The organism is Shewanella denitrificans OS217, from assembly GCF_000013765.1.
Taxonomy (GTDB): Bacteria; Pseudomonadota; Gammaproteobacteria; order Enterobacterales; family Shewanellaceae; genus Shewanella; species Shewanella denitrificans.
In genome coordinates, this window is record NC_007954.1 from 3,717,753 (window position 1) to 3,735,787 (window position 18,035).

At 44.7% G+C, this 18,035-nt stretch carries 10 protein-coding genes; 5 read left to right on the forward strand and 5 right to left on the reverse strand.

Going from position 1 to position 18,035, the window contains the following annotated elements; genetic code table 11:
- The first annotated feature begins 3 nt into the window (after positions 1-3).
- Positions 4-1,500: a curlin gene (locus SDEN_RS16090; RefSeq protein ID WP_011497518.1), complete on the forward strand. Its 1,497-nt coding sequence runs from the start codon at positions 4-6 to the stop codon at positions 1,498-1,500.
- Positions 1,501-1,605: 105 nt separating this feature from the next.
- Here SDEN_RS16090 and SDEN_RS16095 read toward each other — a convergent pair whose 3' ends face one another.
- Positions 1,606-2,274 (reverse strand): helix-turn-helix transcriptional regulator, encoded by a 669-nt coding sequence (locus tag SDEN_RS16095; protein ID WP_011497519.1) that lies wholly within the window; start codon positions 2,272-2,274, stop codon positions 1,606-1,608.
- 536 nt (positions 2,275-2,810) lie between these two features.
- On the opposite strand from SDEN_RS16095, the gene serA reads away from it, so the two are divergent.
- A complete protein-coding gene (serA, locus tag SDEN_RS16100) occupies positions 2,811-4,040 on the forward strand; it encodes a phosphoglycerate dehydrogenase (protein WP_011497520.1) in 1,230 nt (409 codons plus the stop codon).
- A 101-nt stretch (positions 4,041-4,141) separates the two neighbouring features.
- Here the strand turns inward: serA and SDEN_RS16105 are convergent, their stop codons facing one another.
- Complete coding sequence (locus SDEN_RS16105) at positions 4,142-7,174, reverse strand: transglycosylase domain-containing protein (RefSeq protein ID WP_011497521.1); 3,033 nt, start codon at positions 7,172-7,174, stop codon at positions 4,142-4,144.
- A gap of 300 nt (positions 7,175-7,474) precedes the next feature.
- On the opposite strand from SDEN_RS16105, the gene SDEN_RS16110 reads away from it, so the two are divergent.
- Complete coding sequence (locus SDEN_RS16110; protein ID WP_011497522.1) at positions 7,475-8,788, forward strand: porin; 1,314 nt, start codon at positions 7,475-7,477, stop codon at positions 8,786-8,788.
- A gap of 19 nt (positions 8,789-8,807) precedes the next feature.
- Complete coding sequence (locus SDEN_RS16115; protein ID WP_011497523.1) at positions 8,808-10,766, forward strand: methyl-accepting chemotaxis protein; 1,959 nt, start codon at positions 8,808-8,810, stop codon at positions 10,764-10,766.
- Positions 10,767-10,880: 114 nt separating this feature from the next.
- Here SDEN_RS16115 and SDEN_RS16120 read toward each other — a convergent pair whose 3' ends face one another.
- Complete coding sequence (locus tag SDEN_RS16120; RefSeq protein WP_011497524.1) at positions 10,881-12,017, reverse strand: patatin-like phospholipase family protein; 1,137 nt, start codon at positions 12,015-12,017, stop codon at positions 10,881-10,883.
- Between the two features lie 145 nt (positions 12,018-12,162).
- On the reverse strand, positions 12,163-13,905 hold the full coding sequence (locus SDEN_RS16125; RefSeq protein WP_011497525.1) for an ABC transporter substrate binding protein: 1,743 nt from the start codon (positions 13,903-13,905) through the stop codon (positions 12,163-12,165).
- A 369-nt stretch (positions 13,906-14,274) separates the two neighbouring features.
- Between SDEN_RS16125 and SDEN_RS16130 the strand changes: the two genes are divergently transcribed.
- Positions 14,275-16,707 (forward strand): Lon protease family protein, encoded by a 2,433-nt coding sequence (locus SDEN_RS16130; protein ID WP_011497526.1) that lies wholly within the window; start codon positions 14,275-14,277, stop codon positions 16,705-16,707.
- A 115-nt stretch (positions 16,708-16,822) separates the two neighbouring features.
- On the opposite strand, the gene SDEN_RS16135 is transcribed toward SDEN_RS16130, so the two are convergent.
- Positions 16,823-18,013: a class I SAM-dependent methyltransferase gene (locus tag SDEN_RS16135; RefSeq protein WP_011497527.1), complete on the reverse strand. Its 1,191-nt coding sequence runs from the start codon at positions 18,011-18,013 to the stop codon at positions 16,823-16,825.
- Positions 18,014-18,035 lie beyond the last annotated feature (22 nt).

The window sequence follows — 18,035 nt, forward strand, 5'->3', positions numbered from 1 at the left end:
CAAATGAATTCGCATACTAAAAAAACCTTAATCGCATTAGCTATTGCCACTACGTTTAGTGCACAAGCTTATGCCGCCAATGAAAATCAAGCCACTGTGACTCAAGATGGTACCGAGCAAGAAGTGACTGTTAGCCAAACCGGTAACCTTAACATCACCACAGTCTCTCAAGAGGGAAATTTACAAACTGCAGAAGTGACTCAAAACGGTGTTTGGAACGAGTCTTATATCGATTCTGTCGGTGATGAAAACTCAATAATCACAGAGCAAAGCGATGATTGGCACGTGTCTACAGTCAATGTAGGCGGCAATAATAATGAAGCCACTGTGACTCAGTCTGGCTTCTGGAACAAAAGCGTTGCCGATGTAACAGGCAATGACAACGGCGTTGAGGTGACTCAGGCTGGCGCAACAAACGAGTCAAACATTGAATTAGTGGGTGATGCCAACTCTACTCTTGTGAACCAGAATGGCGATGACAACTTCAGTGTATTCCGTGTTCAAGGTAACGGCAACGACGGTGACATATCTCAAGAAGGTAATAACAACCAGGCGGGTATGATTGCCCTTGATTTATCACCTAACGTGGGCAACAACAACGACGTAACCTTAGGTCAAGTAGGTGATGACAACCTAGCCGGCGTTCGCGGCGTTGCGGGTGATGATAACACTGTCACTATAATGCAAGAAGGCGACAACAACACTGGCTTTATCTATGCCCTAGAAGGTTCTGATAACGAAATCGATATTGACCAGTTTGGTAATAACAACAATACGGTACTCCAGTTCGCCACTGGCAATGATAACGATGTTAGCGTATTACAAGACGGCAATGGCAACATGATCGGTGACACGAATACAGCCGTGATCAATGGCAGTAACAATCACATCGACATCGAGCAAACGGGCGACACCAATTTAGCAGAGTTTGAAGTCACTACAGACGATAACGATGCAGACCTTGAACAAGATGGTAATAACAACTACGCCGCTTTTGGTACTTATGCTGGTAATGACAACGATTTTGACCTGTCCTCTGAAGGTAATGATAACCAAATTTTCGCCTTCGCTATTGGTGAAGATAACGATGCCGACATCAGCCAAGAAGGTGATGAAAACTACGCTTACGTTGAAATGCAAGGTGACGATAACGAAGTGGATGTTATCCAAGACGGTCTTGGTATGAATGAAGCTATCGTATCTGTAATGGGTTATGACAACACTGACATACGCGTTGCACAAGATGGTGATTTGAACCTGGTTGATTTAATCATCACAGGTGATGAGAACTTTGCCGACATAGCTCAAACAGGCTCAGCTAACTGGGTTGGCGGTACTGATGGTGTGGCTTCGTTCACAGTCAACGGCAATGAAAACAGCCTAACAATAGTGCAGACAGGTAATGATAACCTAGTTGAAGGTTCACAAACTGGCATGAACAATATTGCCAACGCGACCCAGATAGGTGATTTTAACGTCGCAACTATCGTACAGAACTAAAATACAAACTTAGTTAATAAATGCCTCTTTCAAGAGGCATAAAAAAAAGGAGCAATTGCTCCTTTTTTTATGCCCGCTCTTTTTATGTCAACAGAAGTTATTAGCTCAAGATTGAAATTCGAAATGCGCTTGGTAAGTTTGCGCCCAACGCAGTAACTCGACTCGATTGCGGGATTGAGTTTTACGGAAAACTGAAGACAAGTGCGCCTTAACGGTATGCTCACTGATACATAATCGATGGGCAATTTCTTTATTTCTTGCACCACTGGACACTAATTGAATTATGGTTCTCTCACGATTGGTGAGCATCTGCAGCATGGCGATAGTATCTGCAGGCATATCATTATTCGCATCCAGCTTTTGTACTAACCGGCGGAAAATCCGACTAATCAAAGGTCTATCATACCAAAGTTCATTAGCCACCATCTTCCTAAGACCCGTAAGCATTAAATCCATTCGCTGATCAGCATATAACAGCCCACGCACCCCCAACAATAACGCCGATTCTTGATCCAGAGAGCCGCGTTCAACTTGGTATAAGGCCACCGGGACATGGTTAACCAAACGAGACACCAATAGAGGGATACCCTTGTTATCTAAGGCCGCGCCTTTTTGGGCTATCATATAGAAACTATTAATTTTTTTCTCTTGTTCTAACTCTGAGGCTTGTCTTACGATACGGGTTTTCATTCCGATTGATTCGGCTAAAATAGCCAAGTGGCAAGGCGCTGCCACCTGATGTAAAAATACTAATTCGTCGATATTTGAACTCATACATCGCTCCCTAAACGCGTCCATTCTTAGCTGGTATTACTTAGGCATTTTCACCATAACACAGCTAAACCAAATTCTGTAGTTAACATCCTGATAACTTAGTGGGTGAATTCTGACTAGTTCAAGGGATGAATCCATCAGCTAAAAGTATTAAACATTTCTAGCGCAAAGTAAATTTCAGCATATAACCCATTAAAACAGATTAAAACTTGAATTCTAAACCGTTTTACAAATTAAAAGATCACTTTACTCTTTACATCAAGCTAAGCGAGTTCCTTAAATTCAACGATCATCCACAGTTAACTAACCCTACTTTCTACAAGAAATATGAATATTTTTCAGCCCATAAATAGAGTTGTAACTCTAAAAATTATTTCTATGAGTTTGTTATATAGAGCAATTAATTCACAGGTTCGATTGTTCTAAAATTAGAATATTAACTTTAGACGTCCAGCGCTCCACAACTGTGAAAAAAAGTGCTACTTTGGTTCAAATTCAACATTTCATCTACAACTGAGCAAAGAGGCAGACAAACAATGGCGAAACACTCGCTTGACAAGGATAAAATCAAAATCCTGCTGTTGGAAGGCGTACACCAGACAGCAATAGACGTATTGGAGCGAGCGGGTTACACCAATATTGAATATCATAAGGCGTCTCTCAGTGATGAGGCCCTAAAAGATGCCATAAAAGATGCCCATTTCGTCGGCCTACGCTCTCGCACTCAAATCACAGCATCTGTATTGCAACAAGCTGAAAAGTTAGTTGCCATTGGCTGCTTCTGCATTGGCACCAATCAGGTTGATATCGATGCCGCAGAAAAGCTGGGCATTCCTGTGTTTAATGCACCTTTTTCAAATACTCGCTCAGTAGCAGAGCTAGTACTTGGCGAAATCATTATGTTGATGCGCGGTATTCCCCAGCGCAATGCCCATGCTCACCGAGGAGGCTGGCTTAAAAGCGCTAATGGCAGCTTCGAAGTCAGGGGAAAAACACTAGGCGTCATTGGTTATGGCCATATTGGCACTCAGCTAGGTATTTTGGCTGAGACTTTGGGCATGCGAGTGGTATTTTTCGACATCGAAGATAAGCTCCCCCTAGGTAACGCCGTGCAAATTCACTCCATGGAAGCGTTACTCGCACAGGCAGATGTCGTCACCTTACATGTGCCAGAAACCCCGCAAACAAAAGACATGTTTGCTGCTGAAGAATTTGCCATGATGAAAAAGGGCGCTATCTTTATTAATGCTTCCCGTGGCACTGTAGTGGATATCGACAACCTCGCTAATGCCCTTAAGTCTGAGCACCTTGCAGGCGCGGCTATCGACGTGTTTCCCGTCGAGCCACAATCCAATGATGATGAATTTCAAAGTCCGCTACGCGGCTTAGATAATGTCATCCTCACCCCGCATATTGGTGGTAGTACCGCTGAAGCACAGGAAAACATCGGTATTGAAGTGGCTGGTAAGTTGGCTAAATATTCAGACAATGGCTCTACCTTGTCTGCGGTAAACTTCCCCGAAGTCTCCTTGCCACAACACAAGGGCACTTCGCGGTTATTACACATTCACCACAACCGTCCAGGGGTGTTAATTAAGATTAACCAAGCGTTTTCTGAGAAAGGCATCAACATCGCGGCCCAGTATCTGCAAACAACCGCTGTCATAGGTTATGTGGTAATGGAAGTTGACTCAGATCAAGCCGAAGAGGCTCTAGTCGAACTTAAGGCAATTGACGGCACCATTCGCACTCGCGTCTTATTCTAGGCTTATTGTTAACAATCCGAGTTCAGCTGGTTTACATTACTGAAACGCCCTCATCAGTCACTGATGAGGGCGTTTTTCATCTAACATTGCAATCCAAAAACTTAATCGCAGATGGGTTCAGAACGCTGCAAGTAAGGAGATAAAATGGGCAGCATGCCCTTAAAGACTTGCAGTGGCAGCGCCGAGGTAAAACTAAAGTCATCAGACTTAGCGCCAGGCACAAATGCCGTCAAGGTACCAAAATAATCATCTCCCAGGTAAAACACAAAGGTCGCAGTGCGGTTCATCGCCGTGGTTGACACCTTCTTTCCGAAACGCATCTCAGTGACGATGCGATTATCCCCAGTCCCTGTCTTACCGCCTATGGCTAAATCTTGGCCTTGACTGTCCTTAAAACTGCCTTTTAAGCGCCTTGCCGTCCCCTGCTGCACTACATTGGCAAGGGCCGCCTTTAGGGTCTGTGCCACTTCTGGGCGCATAACATATTCAGCTTGTTTGCTGCTGTGGTTAAGTAGCACTTCGTAAGGAGTGCGCTCGGCAAAGTGCAGCTCATCAAGTTTCACGGTGGGCAATCTATTACCCTGGTTTTGAATAATACCCATCAACTCAGCCAAGGCTGCGGGTCTGTCTCCAGAGCTTCCAAGCGCCGAGCCCAGTGAAGGCACTAAATGATCGAAGGGATAACCAAGTCGCACCCAACGAGCATGAATATTTAAAAATGCCTCCACTTCCAGCATCACCTTAAGGCGCACATCACGGGCATTTTTATGTCGAGTACGAAACAACCAACGATACACTTCTTGGCGCTTTGCACTGCTGGCTTGCCTAACGTCAGCTCGGCTCGCCTCTGGATGCTCTATCAAATAACTCAGCACCCACAATTCCAACGGATGAACCCGAGCAATATAGCCTTGGTCTGCCAAGTTAAATTTATCGGGACCGTATTTATAATATAAGCGCTCTATCTGCTTATCTTCGGCATGGTATTCAGGCAAACGTTTTTGTAAGAAGCGCTTAAAACTGGCAATGCTTTCATCGGGTAATAAATAGCGATAGCTGGCCGCTAACTTATGCTCTGCCTGCCCTATGGAATTAAAAAACAGCTCAAGCCGCTCAGGGGTGGTCTTATTCTGGTATTTTTGGAATGAACGGGTGACGAAGATGGCCCCTTCACGATCGGCGAACGCCCTCAGGTATTCCTCACGGCGAGGGTCTTTATCATTGCGTAATAACTGAGCCAAGCTGCCGTCGTTATTGTAGCTGCTACTGTAATTAACTAAGTCACGCATTAATCGCACAAAAGGTAAGTTAATCGAGTCCTGCAATGCCTGATACAAGGTAGGATTGCGGCTATTTTCTTCTTTTCTAAAGTTATTAAACACGTGCAAGCCACCACCGGTAAAAAACCGTTCATGGGGTGAGGCAGAATAGGTGCGCTGCAAGGCTGCATCTAACATTTGTTTTAAATTTAAGTTTCGAGTTTGAATTAAATAATCCACCACCCAGCGGGTAATGTGATCTTTGGCTTCTATGTCGACGCGATATAACTCAGCGACAGATTTAGGGGCAAATTTCTGATGCAATTCGGCGACGATTTCTAAATAGGTGGCTAATACTCTTAATTTAGCGGTTGAGCCCAATTCGAGTTTACTGCCCTCATTGATATCGAAGGGCTGATCGGTACTGTCCGTTTGCACTCGCACCTTGTTCGAGTTAGCGGTTTTTTGGTACAAAGTAAAACTGTACAGCACTTCGTCCAATTTATCGGCCTGCAACAAACGCTCGCCGAGCAAACCCACAGATTGAGCAACCTCCACCTTCGACAAGCTGCGAAGGTATTGGCTCAATTGCCTTTGTAACTCACCGTGCAAACTAGTGCTGGCCTTTAAATCTAATCGGTCCAATTCATACAAATTCATCCCCAGTAAACCTGCAGTGCGAATACGCACAGAATTGATGCCCTTATCCACCACGCTCTGACCAAAGTCATGGCTCTTGCTAGTATTAAATGCTAATTTTTGTGCTAAGGTCGCGCTCATTAACGCCGGATCGATAAGATTAAATTTCTCCAGTAAGCGCAAGTGGCTATCCACAAGTACCTCAAGGTCCGCGTGGCCTTTGAGCAAATAATAGGAAGGTCGTCGCTGGGCTATCATTAGCGCCACAATTTGGCGAAACACTTGCCCACGCCTCACCGCATTATCTGCGGTATGCCGGCTTTTTAATAAGGTATTAGCAAAGTCAAAGTCTGTTTTAAACCAAGCCCATAAGCCATCACCTATGCCATGAACTTCGCCATAATTGGGCGCCGAAGATAAAGGTACTGTATTCAAATAGTCTTGTACTATGCGCTTTCTGGCAGGCTCAGTTTGCTCCCCTTGTTGATACACCCGAATACTGGCCGAACCAATTTGCAGCAACTTGTCTTTAATACTTAGGGTAAGACCTTGGGATGAATGCCTAAACTTTTCAATCTGGGTCGCGAGCGTGCTGCCCCCAGCGGTTGACACATTGGCCCCCAACATTTCGGCAATTTGACTCAATCCCGCAACCACGAAACGCGGCCAATCCACCACAGGATTAAGCTTAGGTTCTGTGGTCCACATCTCTCTATTTTCAATAAATAATAGAGTGTTAATTATTTCCTTAGGAATAATATCGCTGTCTTGGTAGGCACGCTTTGGATAGGCAAAAGAAAACAAATCCCGTCGTCCACAATCGAGCAGGCTTAAACCCGATTGAGCTTTCTCATGATAGGGCGGGAAAAAACCCAGCTGAGTGTATTCTTGTAGCCTCGGAGAAAAAGCGACTTGCTTAGTAATGTGGAAATTGCGCTCGGTTAAGCGTGCTAACCGCTCTGGCAGTTTACTGTAACCATGACGCTCATCGAAAGGCCCATAACTTGGGTAAATCACCGATTGGGTGGCTTCAGGCACCAAATGATAGGTTAAGGTCTTGGCATATTGGTGCAAAAACTTGGCTTGGTAATAGGATGTCTTGACCTCGAAAGCAATCAATCCTGCAATCGACAAACATAAAAGGATAAACAGTAATCCGGCCTTGCTGCGGCGCACCGTTTCAACCTTATGTTCACGGGGCCGGTAATTATCAAACTGCGATTCAGGGCTTAGCACGATCACTCCATCGAAAAATAAAAAGTTGTACACTTTTAAGCAAGCAAGATAAGACCTATTGCGGTTTCTCTTCGGCGCAATTTTACCAGATGGGGGAAATATTTAGATATAGCCTAAACAACTAAATCTTTTGTTTTTAAGCGCTAGGCGTTTTTTTCACGCTACTCCTGTTTCGTTTTTACCTTGCTAGGCAAGGAAGCATAACAAAAACGATAATTTTTTAGTAATCGACGCCTAGGTTTTCTTATTTTGTCTACACTTATCAACTAGAACCTTCTTCGGCTAGTACAGGATCTGCCCATGAAACGATTTAGCCCACTGTTACTCCTCCCAGCCATGCTTCCATGCTTAGTGTTAGCCACAGAAGTCGATATTGAGCAGCGCATACTCACAATGGAACAAGAGCTGCTGCAGCTCAAGCAGGAACTCTCAGAGTCTAAGGCCAGACAAGCTGCCCAAGAAAAACAACAAGCGCAGTTCCAACAAGCACAATTGGCTCGAGTTGAGGCTGCTAAGGCTGAAGCTAAGCTTGAAGCTGAGTCTGAACCTAAATCTGAACCCAGTGATGGCATCAAAGTGGGGGGCGCTGTGCGATTTCAGTATTCTTTCGAAGATTACAACCAAGGTAATCGAGACAGAGGCGGCGATTTTGATTTCGATGTGTTTCGCCTGGATCTCAATGGAAAACTTGGTGATGTGCAGCTCTCGGCCCAATATCGCTGGTTTCAATATATGCATGTTATACACCATGCTTGGGTAGGTTATGACTTAACCCCAAGCTGGCAAGTACAAGCGGGGGTGACTCGCGTGCCCTTTGGCAACTTGGACTACAACTCTCACAATTTTTTCTTTTCAAGCAACTATTATGTAGGCCTAGAAGACGACTATGATGCGGGCATCAAGTTTATCGGTAAATGGGATAACCACGATCTGCGTCTCGGCTATTTCTTCACCGATGAGATGGGCGGTATAGATGGTTATGTCAACGATCGCAGCGATCGCTACTCCTATGATGTCGTTGGTATTCGCCCCCCTAGTGAAGGCATATATGACGGCATCAGTCAGGCTATCGCCGAACACAATAGTATGGCAGCGCGTTACAGTTACTTATGGGGCAATACTGAGCTTGGCGCATCGGCGCAATATGGCGACTTACGAGACAGTAACGCCTCTGTCGGTCATCGTCAGGCATTTGCCGTCCACAGCAAAACCCAGATAGACAGATGGAACTTGCAACTTCAATACACACATTATGAATACGCCCTAGACAACGCCTTAACTCGCCTTGCTGTGGGGGCTTATCATTTTTTCGATACTATCCCAAGTGAAGCCGAACTCATTAACGCTAACCTAGCCTATCAATTGCCCGTCAACTGGGGGCCAATTACTAGCCTGACTTTCTATAACGACTACAACTTGATGTTTAATAAATCGGGCAATTTAACTGAAGATACTGTGATGAATGTGCTCGGTGTTGCCGTCTCCGCTGGCGGACTTTACACCTACATAGATTTGGTCAGTGCCAAGAATCACCCCTTTATTGGCGGCACCATGGCGGGTGATGAAGATAACTGGAATACCCGAGTGAATATCAACTTTGGTTATTATTTCTAACCTGCTCGAGAGTAACAATATGAAAATAAGAAGCAAAATTCAGCTCAGTATATTATCTGCATTAGTGATCCCAGCTCTGATCATTTCCGTGGTGCTCAGTAACAAGCTCAATGAGGAAGCCCAAAAGCAATTTGTGGATGTCTCCAGCCGTGAAATACGCCAAATAGAAAACGGCATCTCCATCTTGTTTAAAGACATAGAAGACAATGTGCGCTTTCTTGCCACCCACCCGGTAGCCACGAACAATAGCGCCGGGATGACGTCCTATGCTAATGGGGCGGGAGGTCCTATGACCCCATCACGCAATGGTGGCAACGAAAGCCAAATGTATGACTTGTTTGATATGTTTGCCAAGAGTCACGATGGCCTCGCCTATATTTATTATGCCAATCAAGATGGCGGTTATGTTCAGTGGCCCGAGGGCAGTATCTCGGCCAACTATGATCCCCGCACTCGGCCCTTCTACCAACATGCGATGAAAAATGACGGTATCACCCGCACCAGTGCCTACTTTTATGCCACCGACAATGCCACCATTATTAGTACAGTCACTCAAGTCAAAGATGCTCGCGGCAACAAGATAGGTGTGCAAGGTATGGACATGAGCCTTAAAGGGTTGACTGAATACATAAAGCAAATAAGCTTAGGAGAAACTGGCTTTCTTATGCTGGCCGAGAGTGATGGCACCTTATTGGTGGACCCCCGCCGACCTGAGAATAATTTCAAAAAACTCAGCGAGATAAAAGACACTGCTTACCAGCAACTGGCCCAAATAGAACAAGGTCAGGTCACGATTGAACTAGACGGCAAGAGTTATCAGGTTAACGTGATAACATCAAGCAAGTTTGGCTGGAAATTCATTGGCTTAGTGACTATGGATGAGATTTTTTCCACCGCCAATTTCCTCATCTATCTTATGCTGTTGATTGAAGCGATCATGCTGGTTATTTTCATTAGTTTGTCTTTTTGGGTATCGAACCTGATTACTCGCCCCATAGATGATGTAAAAAACTTGCTGCAGGAAGTGGCATCTGGAGATGGCGATCTGACCTGCCGCATTGTTACCCATAGTAAGGATGATGAAACCGCGGAGCTTGCCTTCGCCTTTAACCTGTTTGTGGAAAAAATTCGTGAGTTGATTTTGCAAGTCATAGACAATGCCAAGCATGTCAGCACCATGGCAAGTCAAGTGTCAGGGGCTAGCGATAGCTTGTCAGTAGCAACGGAGGAGCAAAATTCACAATCCCATTCCATCGCCGCAGCCTTAAATCAAATTTCCATCACCTCAGGGCAAATAGCGCAAACCATCAAGGGAGCCGATGAGCTATCCAAACAATCTAAACTGGAAGTAGATCAAGGCAGCGGCGTGATTAAAGATGTGATCACCCGCATGAGCCGAGTCGCCAGTGATATGGGCGGCCTGACAACCACCTTGCAAGATCTCAATAAATCCTCCGATGAAATCAATGAGATCATTAGCCTTATCACTGATATTGCCAATATGACCAACTTATTGGCACTCAATGCCGCCATCGAGTCAGCCCGTGCTGGGGAAGCCGGCCGCGGCTTTGCCGTGGTCGCCGATGAAGTGCGCACCCTGTCGGTTCGCACCTCAAAAGCCGCTACTCAGGTTTCCGAGCTGATTAAGGGATTGCAGCAGCAATCTAATGCATCCTGCGGTCAAATCGAGTTATTGAATCAAGAAATTAATGCCAGTGTCGAACACGGTGCTCAGTCCTTATTGATCTTGGAAAAAATCACCTCATCCAGCGAGAAAATTTCTCAAGAAACGGCCCATGTCGCTCACTCCATGGGAGAGGAAAGCAATGCCATCGAAGAAATTAACCAGAATATTCAAAATATGGCACTGGCCATCAATGAATCCACCGAAGATATCAGTCGCTTAAAACTTGTCTCACAACAACTGGGGGAACAAGCACAAGAACTGCAAAGTTCGGTGGGTAGATTCAAAACCTAACCCAGTGCATGTGAAAGAATACTCGTCTTTGACGAGTATTCTTTACTGTAGTTTTGATTTAAAGAGGCTGGCTTAGATGAACACCTAACATAGATTTAGTCAGGGTAATCGACTTTAATCTTTAGCAAAAAACTCACGTATGGCCACTTCTTCTTCCATGGCATCTTGATAGCCTTGGCTAATTAACTCTTTACAGAATCCCGGCTCGAATAACAGGTAACTGGCAAAACTCGCACCGCCCCCCTTACCTGTCGCACCTGTGGTTTTCATCATGTAACGCATGGCCATTGGCAGGGTATGCACATGGCGAGCCGCGACCTTGTCGAACTCCACCTTGGGATTTAAAGCCAGTAAATTGACCGCCCTGACCTCACCTTGTTCCGTGTGGGCCGCGGTATTTTGATTAATACGAATAAGATCGTTCATCCGCAACATAATATCCACGTCATGCTCTAAGCTATCGACAAAGGCGCTGTTAAACAGATGGCCAACCATCTGCGCAAGTGATGGTGAATGAGTGGTGGTTTCACGCTTGGGGATAATTCGAGGGTTACCGCTAACCCCTATGACCAAAATCTTGTCGGCACCAAATTTAAGCGCCGGACTTAAGGGCGCAAGCTGTCTTAAGGCGCCGTCACCAAAATATTCACGGCTCACTTGTTCGGCGGGGAAAATGGTCGGAATTGCCGAGGATGCCATCAAGTGTTGTACAGCAAGCCGTGTCGGCACCCCGACTCGACGGCCTTTGCGCCAGCCCTTGAAGCCAGGCTTACCTTGGAAAAAACTCACCGACTCACCCGAGGTATATCCGGTAGCATTGATTGCTACCGCATCTAAGTAGCCCGCATCTATGCGTTTTTGAATATTTTTAAACTGTATGGTGCTACCAAGTAATTCCCGCAATGGTGCATTATTAAGAAAGGCTAAAGGCCGATTCATGCCTATGCCTTGATTTAACAACGAGAGCAACAAGGTGCCGCCACTTTTAACCAGATCCAGTGCGCCGGCTTTGTACACTTGTTCGACACTGATTTGCTGCCAAAAATATTCGACCTTTTTAACCGCTAGGCGAAAATTGTTGGCCGAGGCAGCAAGCCCCACGGCATTAATCGCCCCAGATGAAGTACCGCTGATAATAGAAAAAGGATTATGGCTATTTTTATCATGCATGTCGGCAATGGCTTTAAGTACCCCTACTTGATAGGCTCCCCTGGCACCACCACCGGATAACACTAAGGCTCTTTTCGTCATTGGGCTTCCCAATTAGGTTTACATAGCGTCAATCTTTGGCTTGAAGCATTCACTCAAGGATTGATCTCGGCAATCGATTTTACATTAGTGTAAGCATAAGACAGGCTTAGGCAGACTGCTGATTTTCCTTGATAAATAATTTACTTTATGGGGCTCGTTCACCAATACAAACTCGGTTTCGCCCTTGCTGTTTGGCTTGATACAAGGCGACATCCGCACGGGATACTAAGGAATCTAAGCTATCATCTAGGCTAGCTTCAGTCACCCCAAGGCTGCTTGTTATGCGGCCAACGCCCTCGAAGTGTTTGCTCGCTATGGTGTGACATAAACGCTCACAAACTTGGGTCGCAGCGGCAATATCCGCCCCAGGAAATAAAACCAGAAACTCTTCCCCTCCCCAGCGATACAAGCGATCGCTAGGCCTGACTGTTGCCTTAAGCAAACGAGCAAAACTAATCAAAACTTCATCACCGCGACTGTGACCATAGGTATCATTAACACGTTTGAAAAAGTCTATGTCCAATATCGCCACTGATAACGCGAGGTTATCTTGTTTAAAGCGTGACAAATAAGCCCCAGTTTCAACCGTGCCAGCCCTTCGATTGGATAGCCCGGTTAAAGGGTCTGTAAATGCTAATTGACGCATATTTATCGTGGCATCATGCAACTGGCTGTTACGCAAGTTAAGATCTTGGGTTCGCTCTTGCACTTGAAACTCAAGCTCTCGATTGAGTTTATCTAATTGGATTTGAACGGCTATTCTCTTGCGAATATTGGTCAATAACACGGAAATGACAAGCATCAAAAAGGTTAATAACAACAAGACGCTATTTATCAGGCCGCCATATTCTTGATAGAGAGACTTAGGCTCACCGACAAGCTTGCTGCCTTGGGGTAAAAGCGCCCTATCGATAGCGAAGCGATTTAATAGAGCGAAATCGAAGCTTGGGGTAAAGGCCGCCTTTTCCTTTATGGGTAATTGGGCGATAGGGATGCCATCGAGTATGGCCAGCGCCATCTTAGCCGCGCTAGCGCCATGCTCAAATGGGTCATTCATCAGCCCTCCCATGGCACCTTTTCCTATCATCAAGGCGCCCCACATGCCATAAATGGGAACTTTGCTGATTTGACTCAGGATAGGGAGCTGCTCCTCGTAGGAAAAGTATTGCCCTTGGCTGTCTTTATGAATCGCTAACACTAAAATTGCGCTGCCAGTAGGTAACTCAGCCACCCTCTGGTGTAGCTCAACTAAGGTAAACTTATCCCAAATATCTAAGCTCACCCCTGCTGCCAAGCTAGGATCTGCCTGCCAGCTTGCCTTTACCTCACGGGCAAGATCTGTCATGCCTCGGCCAAACCCTGTGGTATCCCCCAGTAAAACAATGCGTTTTACATCTGGCTGTATTGTCTTTATCAATTCCAAGTTGCCGATAATCTCCATGCCTTCCAAGATCCCGGTGATCTGGCTTCGACCTTGTAGCGTTTCAGGCTTGAAGACATTGACGCCACTAAATACCATGGGCTTGCCAGGAAACAGCAAATCACCATATTCAATCATAAAATCATAGGCATAGTCGTCACTAGTAATAATAAGATCCGGCGAGTATTGCTGATACTTGTGCTTAAACAGACTCACAAGCTTAGTTTTGTAAACTGCATCATCGGCAAACCTGCGCTCATCCATAAACTCGATATGAAGATTCTCCATGGGAATACTGCTCGCCAGAGTTTCCTGAACCCCCCGAGTTAATTCTTTGGTCCATTGATATTGAGGATGGTAAGAATTCAACAGCAAAACCCGTGGAAGGCTTTCGGCCACAGCAGAAAAAGCCATTCCAGTAACACTCAGCAAGATGAAAATAAATCGAACAAAACCAAGCATACTCATCGCTTCTCGTTAGTCATATTCAGTAGAGTATAGTTGATAAGATGATGAGATTTGCATAGGAAAGTCAGGCAGTTGAAAATAGTCAAAACAGCGATGAGTAAACTGCAAATGATGATTATTTATTTTAAATGACAAGACTTCTGCCATAGATTAGCGCTTCGCCATAAACCTTGTGTCCAGCCTTAGATATATACACAGGGGCACTTGCTAATTCACAATTTTATAGATATGTTTTAATTATCAATTATTTATTTTTATTTGTTCACAGCATCAACTTTTACCCGTGAACCACAGACTAGCTAGCCCTAGTCAGCCCTAGCCTTAGTCAGCCATTGACGGTGACGATTACGGCCTTATCGAGGTAAGCCTATGACAATAGAACGATTAACCACAGAGCAAGTTTACCGCACCTCGTCATTATCCCAACTCGACCCCATGTTACGTACCACCAAGCAATTAACCCCACTGGATGAAATTGTCGGCCAAGAAAGAGCGCAGCAAGCGGTCGAATTTGCCATGTCCATTAAGGATAAAGGGTATAACATCTATGCCGTCGGTCGTAATGGCCTTGGCAAACGCACCATGATGCAAAGGTACCTCAATCGCCATCAGCCGATGAAAGGCCAGCAGTCATTTGATTGGTGTTATGTGGCCAATTTTGATGATGCACGAATCCCAAAAGTATTAAAGCTGCCCGCGGGTAGCGCGCTGGCATTAAAAAAAGCCATCGATAACCTGTTACAGCAGTTGATGAAGGCGCTACCCCAAGCCTTCGATACGGAAATCTATTACACCCGCTCCGAAAAATTGAAAAATCAGCTGTTAAAAAAACAAGAATCAGCGCTGCTAAGCCTGACCAAAGAAGCCAAATCCCAAGGTGTAGTGTTAAGTATTTCCGCCGAAGGAGATTATCAACTGTTTGCCCTCAATGGCGACGAACCTCACGATGAGGCTTCATTCGAACGGCTTAGTGAAAAAGAAAAAAGCGCCTTTGAGACCAGCATAGCCTCATTGGAAATAAAATTAAGAGGCATCCTGCGTAAACTGGCGCAATGGGAAGATGAGTTTTGCGACAAGCAAGATAAACACAATGAACAAGTCGCCAACAAGGTATTCATTAAGGCCTTCGATCCGTTAAAAGAAACCTTTCGTCAGTTGCCACAAATCAAAGCCCACCTCAACGCCATGCAAAAGGACATGCTAGATAACATAGATATCTTCATGGAAGAAAGTGAGGAACTCGTGGGCCTTGCCTATGCTTCTTTAGATAAAAAACTGCCGCGCCGTTATCAAGTCAATGTCTTGGTAAGCCAAGATGAGACCCCCTTCCCCATTGTGGTGGAAGAAAGCCCTAACTATCACACCATCTTTGGTTACATAGAAAACGCCACCTACAAAGGCACAGTGTTCACCGACTTTTCACTTATCCGCTCTGGCAGTCTGCACAAAGCCAATGGCGGCGTGTTAATGATAGATGCGGTCAAGGTGTTGGAGCGCCCCTATGTGTGGGATGGGCTCAAGCGAGCCTTAAGATCGCGAAAACTGAATTTAAACTCACTGGAGCAGGAGCTTACGCTGTCGGGCACCATCTCACTGGAACCTGAACCTATTCCACTTAATGTCAAAATCATCTTGTTTGGTGATTATCAAACTTATCAGCTATTACAGAATTACGACTCCGAATTCAGTGAGTTATTTAGGGTAACTGCAGATTTTGAAGATGAAATGCCCCGTACAGATAGCTCAGAAGAAAACTATGCCCGCTTCATTGCCAGCATAGTGCACGACAACCACATGCTCCATTGTGATAAGAGCGCCATCGCCAGAATAATAGAATACAGTTCACGTCAGGCTGGGGATCAACATAAGCTGTCCTTGCATTCGGCGGATATCGCCAATTTATTACGGGAAACCAATTATTGTGCTCGCCAAGCCAATGCCAGAACCATACGTAAACAACATGTGGAGCAGGCGCTATTTAAGCAAGAGCAAAGGGTGAGTCGCCTTAAAGACAGCATGATGCAAGATTTTGCCAATGGCACTCTGTTGCTGCAGACTCAAGGCGAGGCCATAGGTCAGATCAATGCGTTATCCGTATTGAGCACTACAGATCATAGCTTTGGCATCCCAACTCGAATCACCGCAACCACAGCAAAAGGCAAGGGGGAGATTTTTGATATCGAGCATCATGCCAAACTAGGGGGTAAAATCCATTCAAAAGGAGTGATGATCCTCTCTGCTTATTTGAAATCCATTTTTGCCAAAGAGAACATACTGCCCTTCTGCACTCACTTAACCTTCGAGCAGTCTTACAGCGGTGTCGATGGAGATAGCGCCTCCATGGCAGAGCTATGCGCTATCGTCTCGGCATTCTCACAACAGCCACTTAGACAAGATATCGCCATTACAGGCTCGATGAATCAATTCGGTGAAGCCCAGCCCATCGGTGGGGTGAATGAAAAAATTGAAGGCTTTTTCGATGTGTGTAGCATTAAAGGCCGCAGCCAATATCAGGGCGTTATCATCCCTAAAAGCAACGTCCATCATTTGATGTTAAGACAAGACATTGTCGATGCTATCGCCCAAGGGAGCTTTCATATTTGGTCCATAGAACATGTAACAGAAGCACTGACCGTATTGACCCAAGGAATAGATATTAGCCAACACTTAGACGCTGGAAAATCTGAACAAAAACAGCAGACTTTAACCGTACTAGAACTTAAGCAGGCAACCTTTGCCTTAGCTCAACAGCGAATTAACTTAAAACAAAAAAAAGTGAATATAGAGGATAAAAAAGCATAAGGGGAATAAAAGTTAAGCTTGAAGCTAAAATAGACACTAATTTCCAGTCATCAACCAACAGATACGACTAACCTAGTAGTTAGTCTATATCTCTTGATATAGGCTAACCCAAAAACTAACAATATGGGTCAAGTATAGTCGACGCCCAATCCACACTAATCGCCAACATTTTTTCTTTCGTTAATTCATAAAGCGGTGTAATAAAAATACTGAGCTTTGAGTTTTCAATGTCACGACTTGATAAAATCTCCGCGTCTTTGAAGCTATGACCCTGTAAATCGCCATCAAATAAAGTGATTTGACCATTTAATAGCAATGGAATGAGATTTTTATGAGCCTTAAATAGTTGATAGGTATCCCCCCCAACTCCCCATAGTCCGACAACACCTTCATACTTAATTTTTTCTTCAATTTTCAATGCCAGCATATTATGAAGAGCTGCTGTTTGCTCTAACTGGAACCAAACGGCTTTTTTTGCACTATTGGGTACTTTCGCAATTTGTTGAGAAATAGGTCCATTTTCTAACAGCATAAGTAACCGCGGAATACTTCGTGTCATTATCTGAGCGGTTTTTATAACGGTAAACCCTGCAACCTGGGCAATTTGTGCGAGGCTATCTTTGGTAAAATAATGGATATGCTGACCATGTACTACGTTTGTAAAAGCAAGGTGAGTCAGATCTGTGTTTTCGCTACAATCAGGAACTTCTATAAAGACTTTTCCATCAGGCTTTAATTGATTACGGATCATAGATAAGAAAGCCACTGGATTTTCCACATGTTCTAACACATGTGTATTAAGAGCTAAATCCACTCCTTGTGGCCAGAATGTTTTAGGTATTTCTTCCTTGCTATTTAAATTCCAAGCCAGTTGATTAATAAACTCATCTTCAATCATAGGAAGAAAATCAACGCCCGTTAACACCCCACCGGTTAAGTGTTGTTGCTTCATTTCTTTAAAGATATTGCCAGCACCGCAACCAAAATCAACTACATTACTGTCCGTAGAAACATGTTCTCGGAAAAAATCAACCATTTGAAAATAAGGCGACACTTCACCTTCTTTTGGTAAGAAAAACATCGCAGGGGGTCTTATATTAGAAAAATATAAACACTCAAAGATATGCGCATCGTAGCGCCTCATCATTTGTACGTGACCACAATATTGACATTCACCGATAGGTAACACGAGCTCTTCTCTGACCAAATCATTTGGCTCTTGCGACCATATTCCAGACAATAGAGTCCCAAAGTGATCCCAGTCATGTTTCTGGCACACTTTACAGTGCTCTTGCTGATAATCCATGCTAACTCCATAACCACTTAAT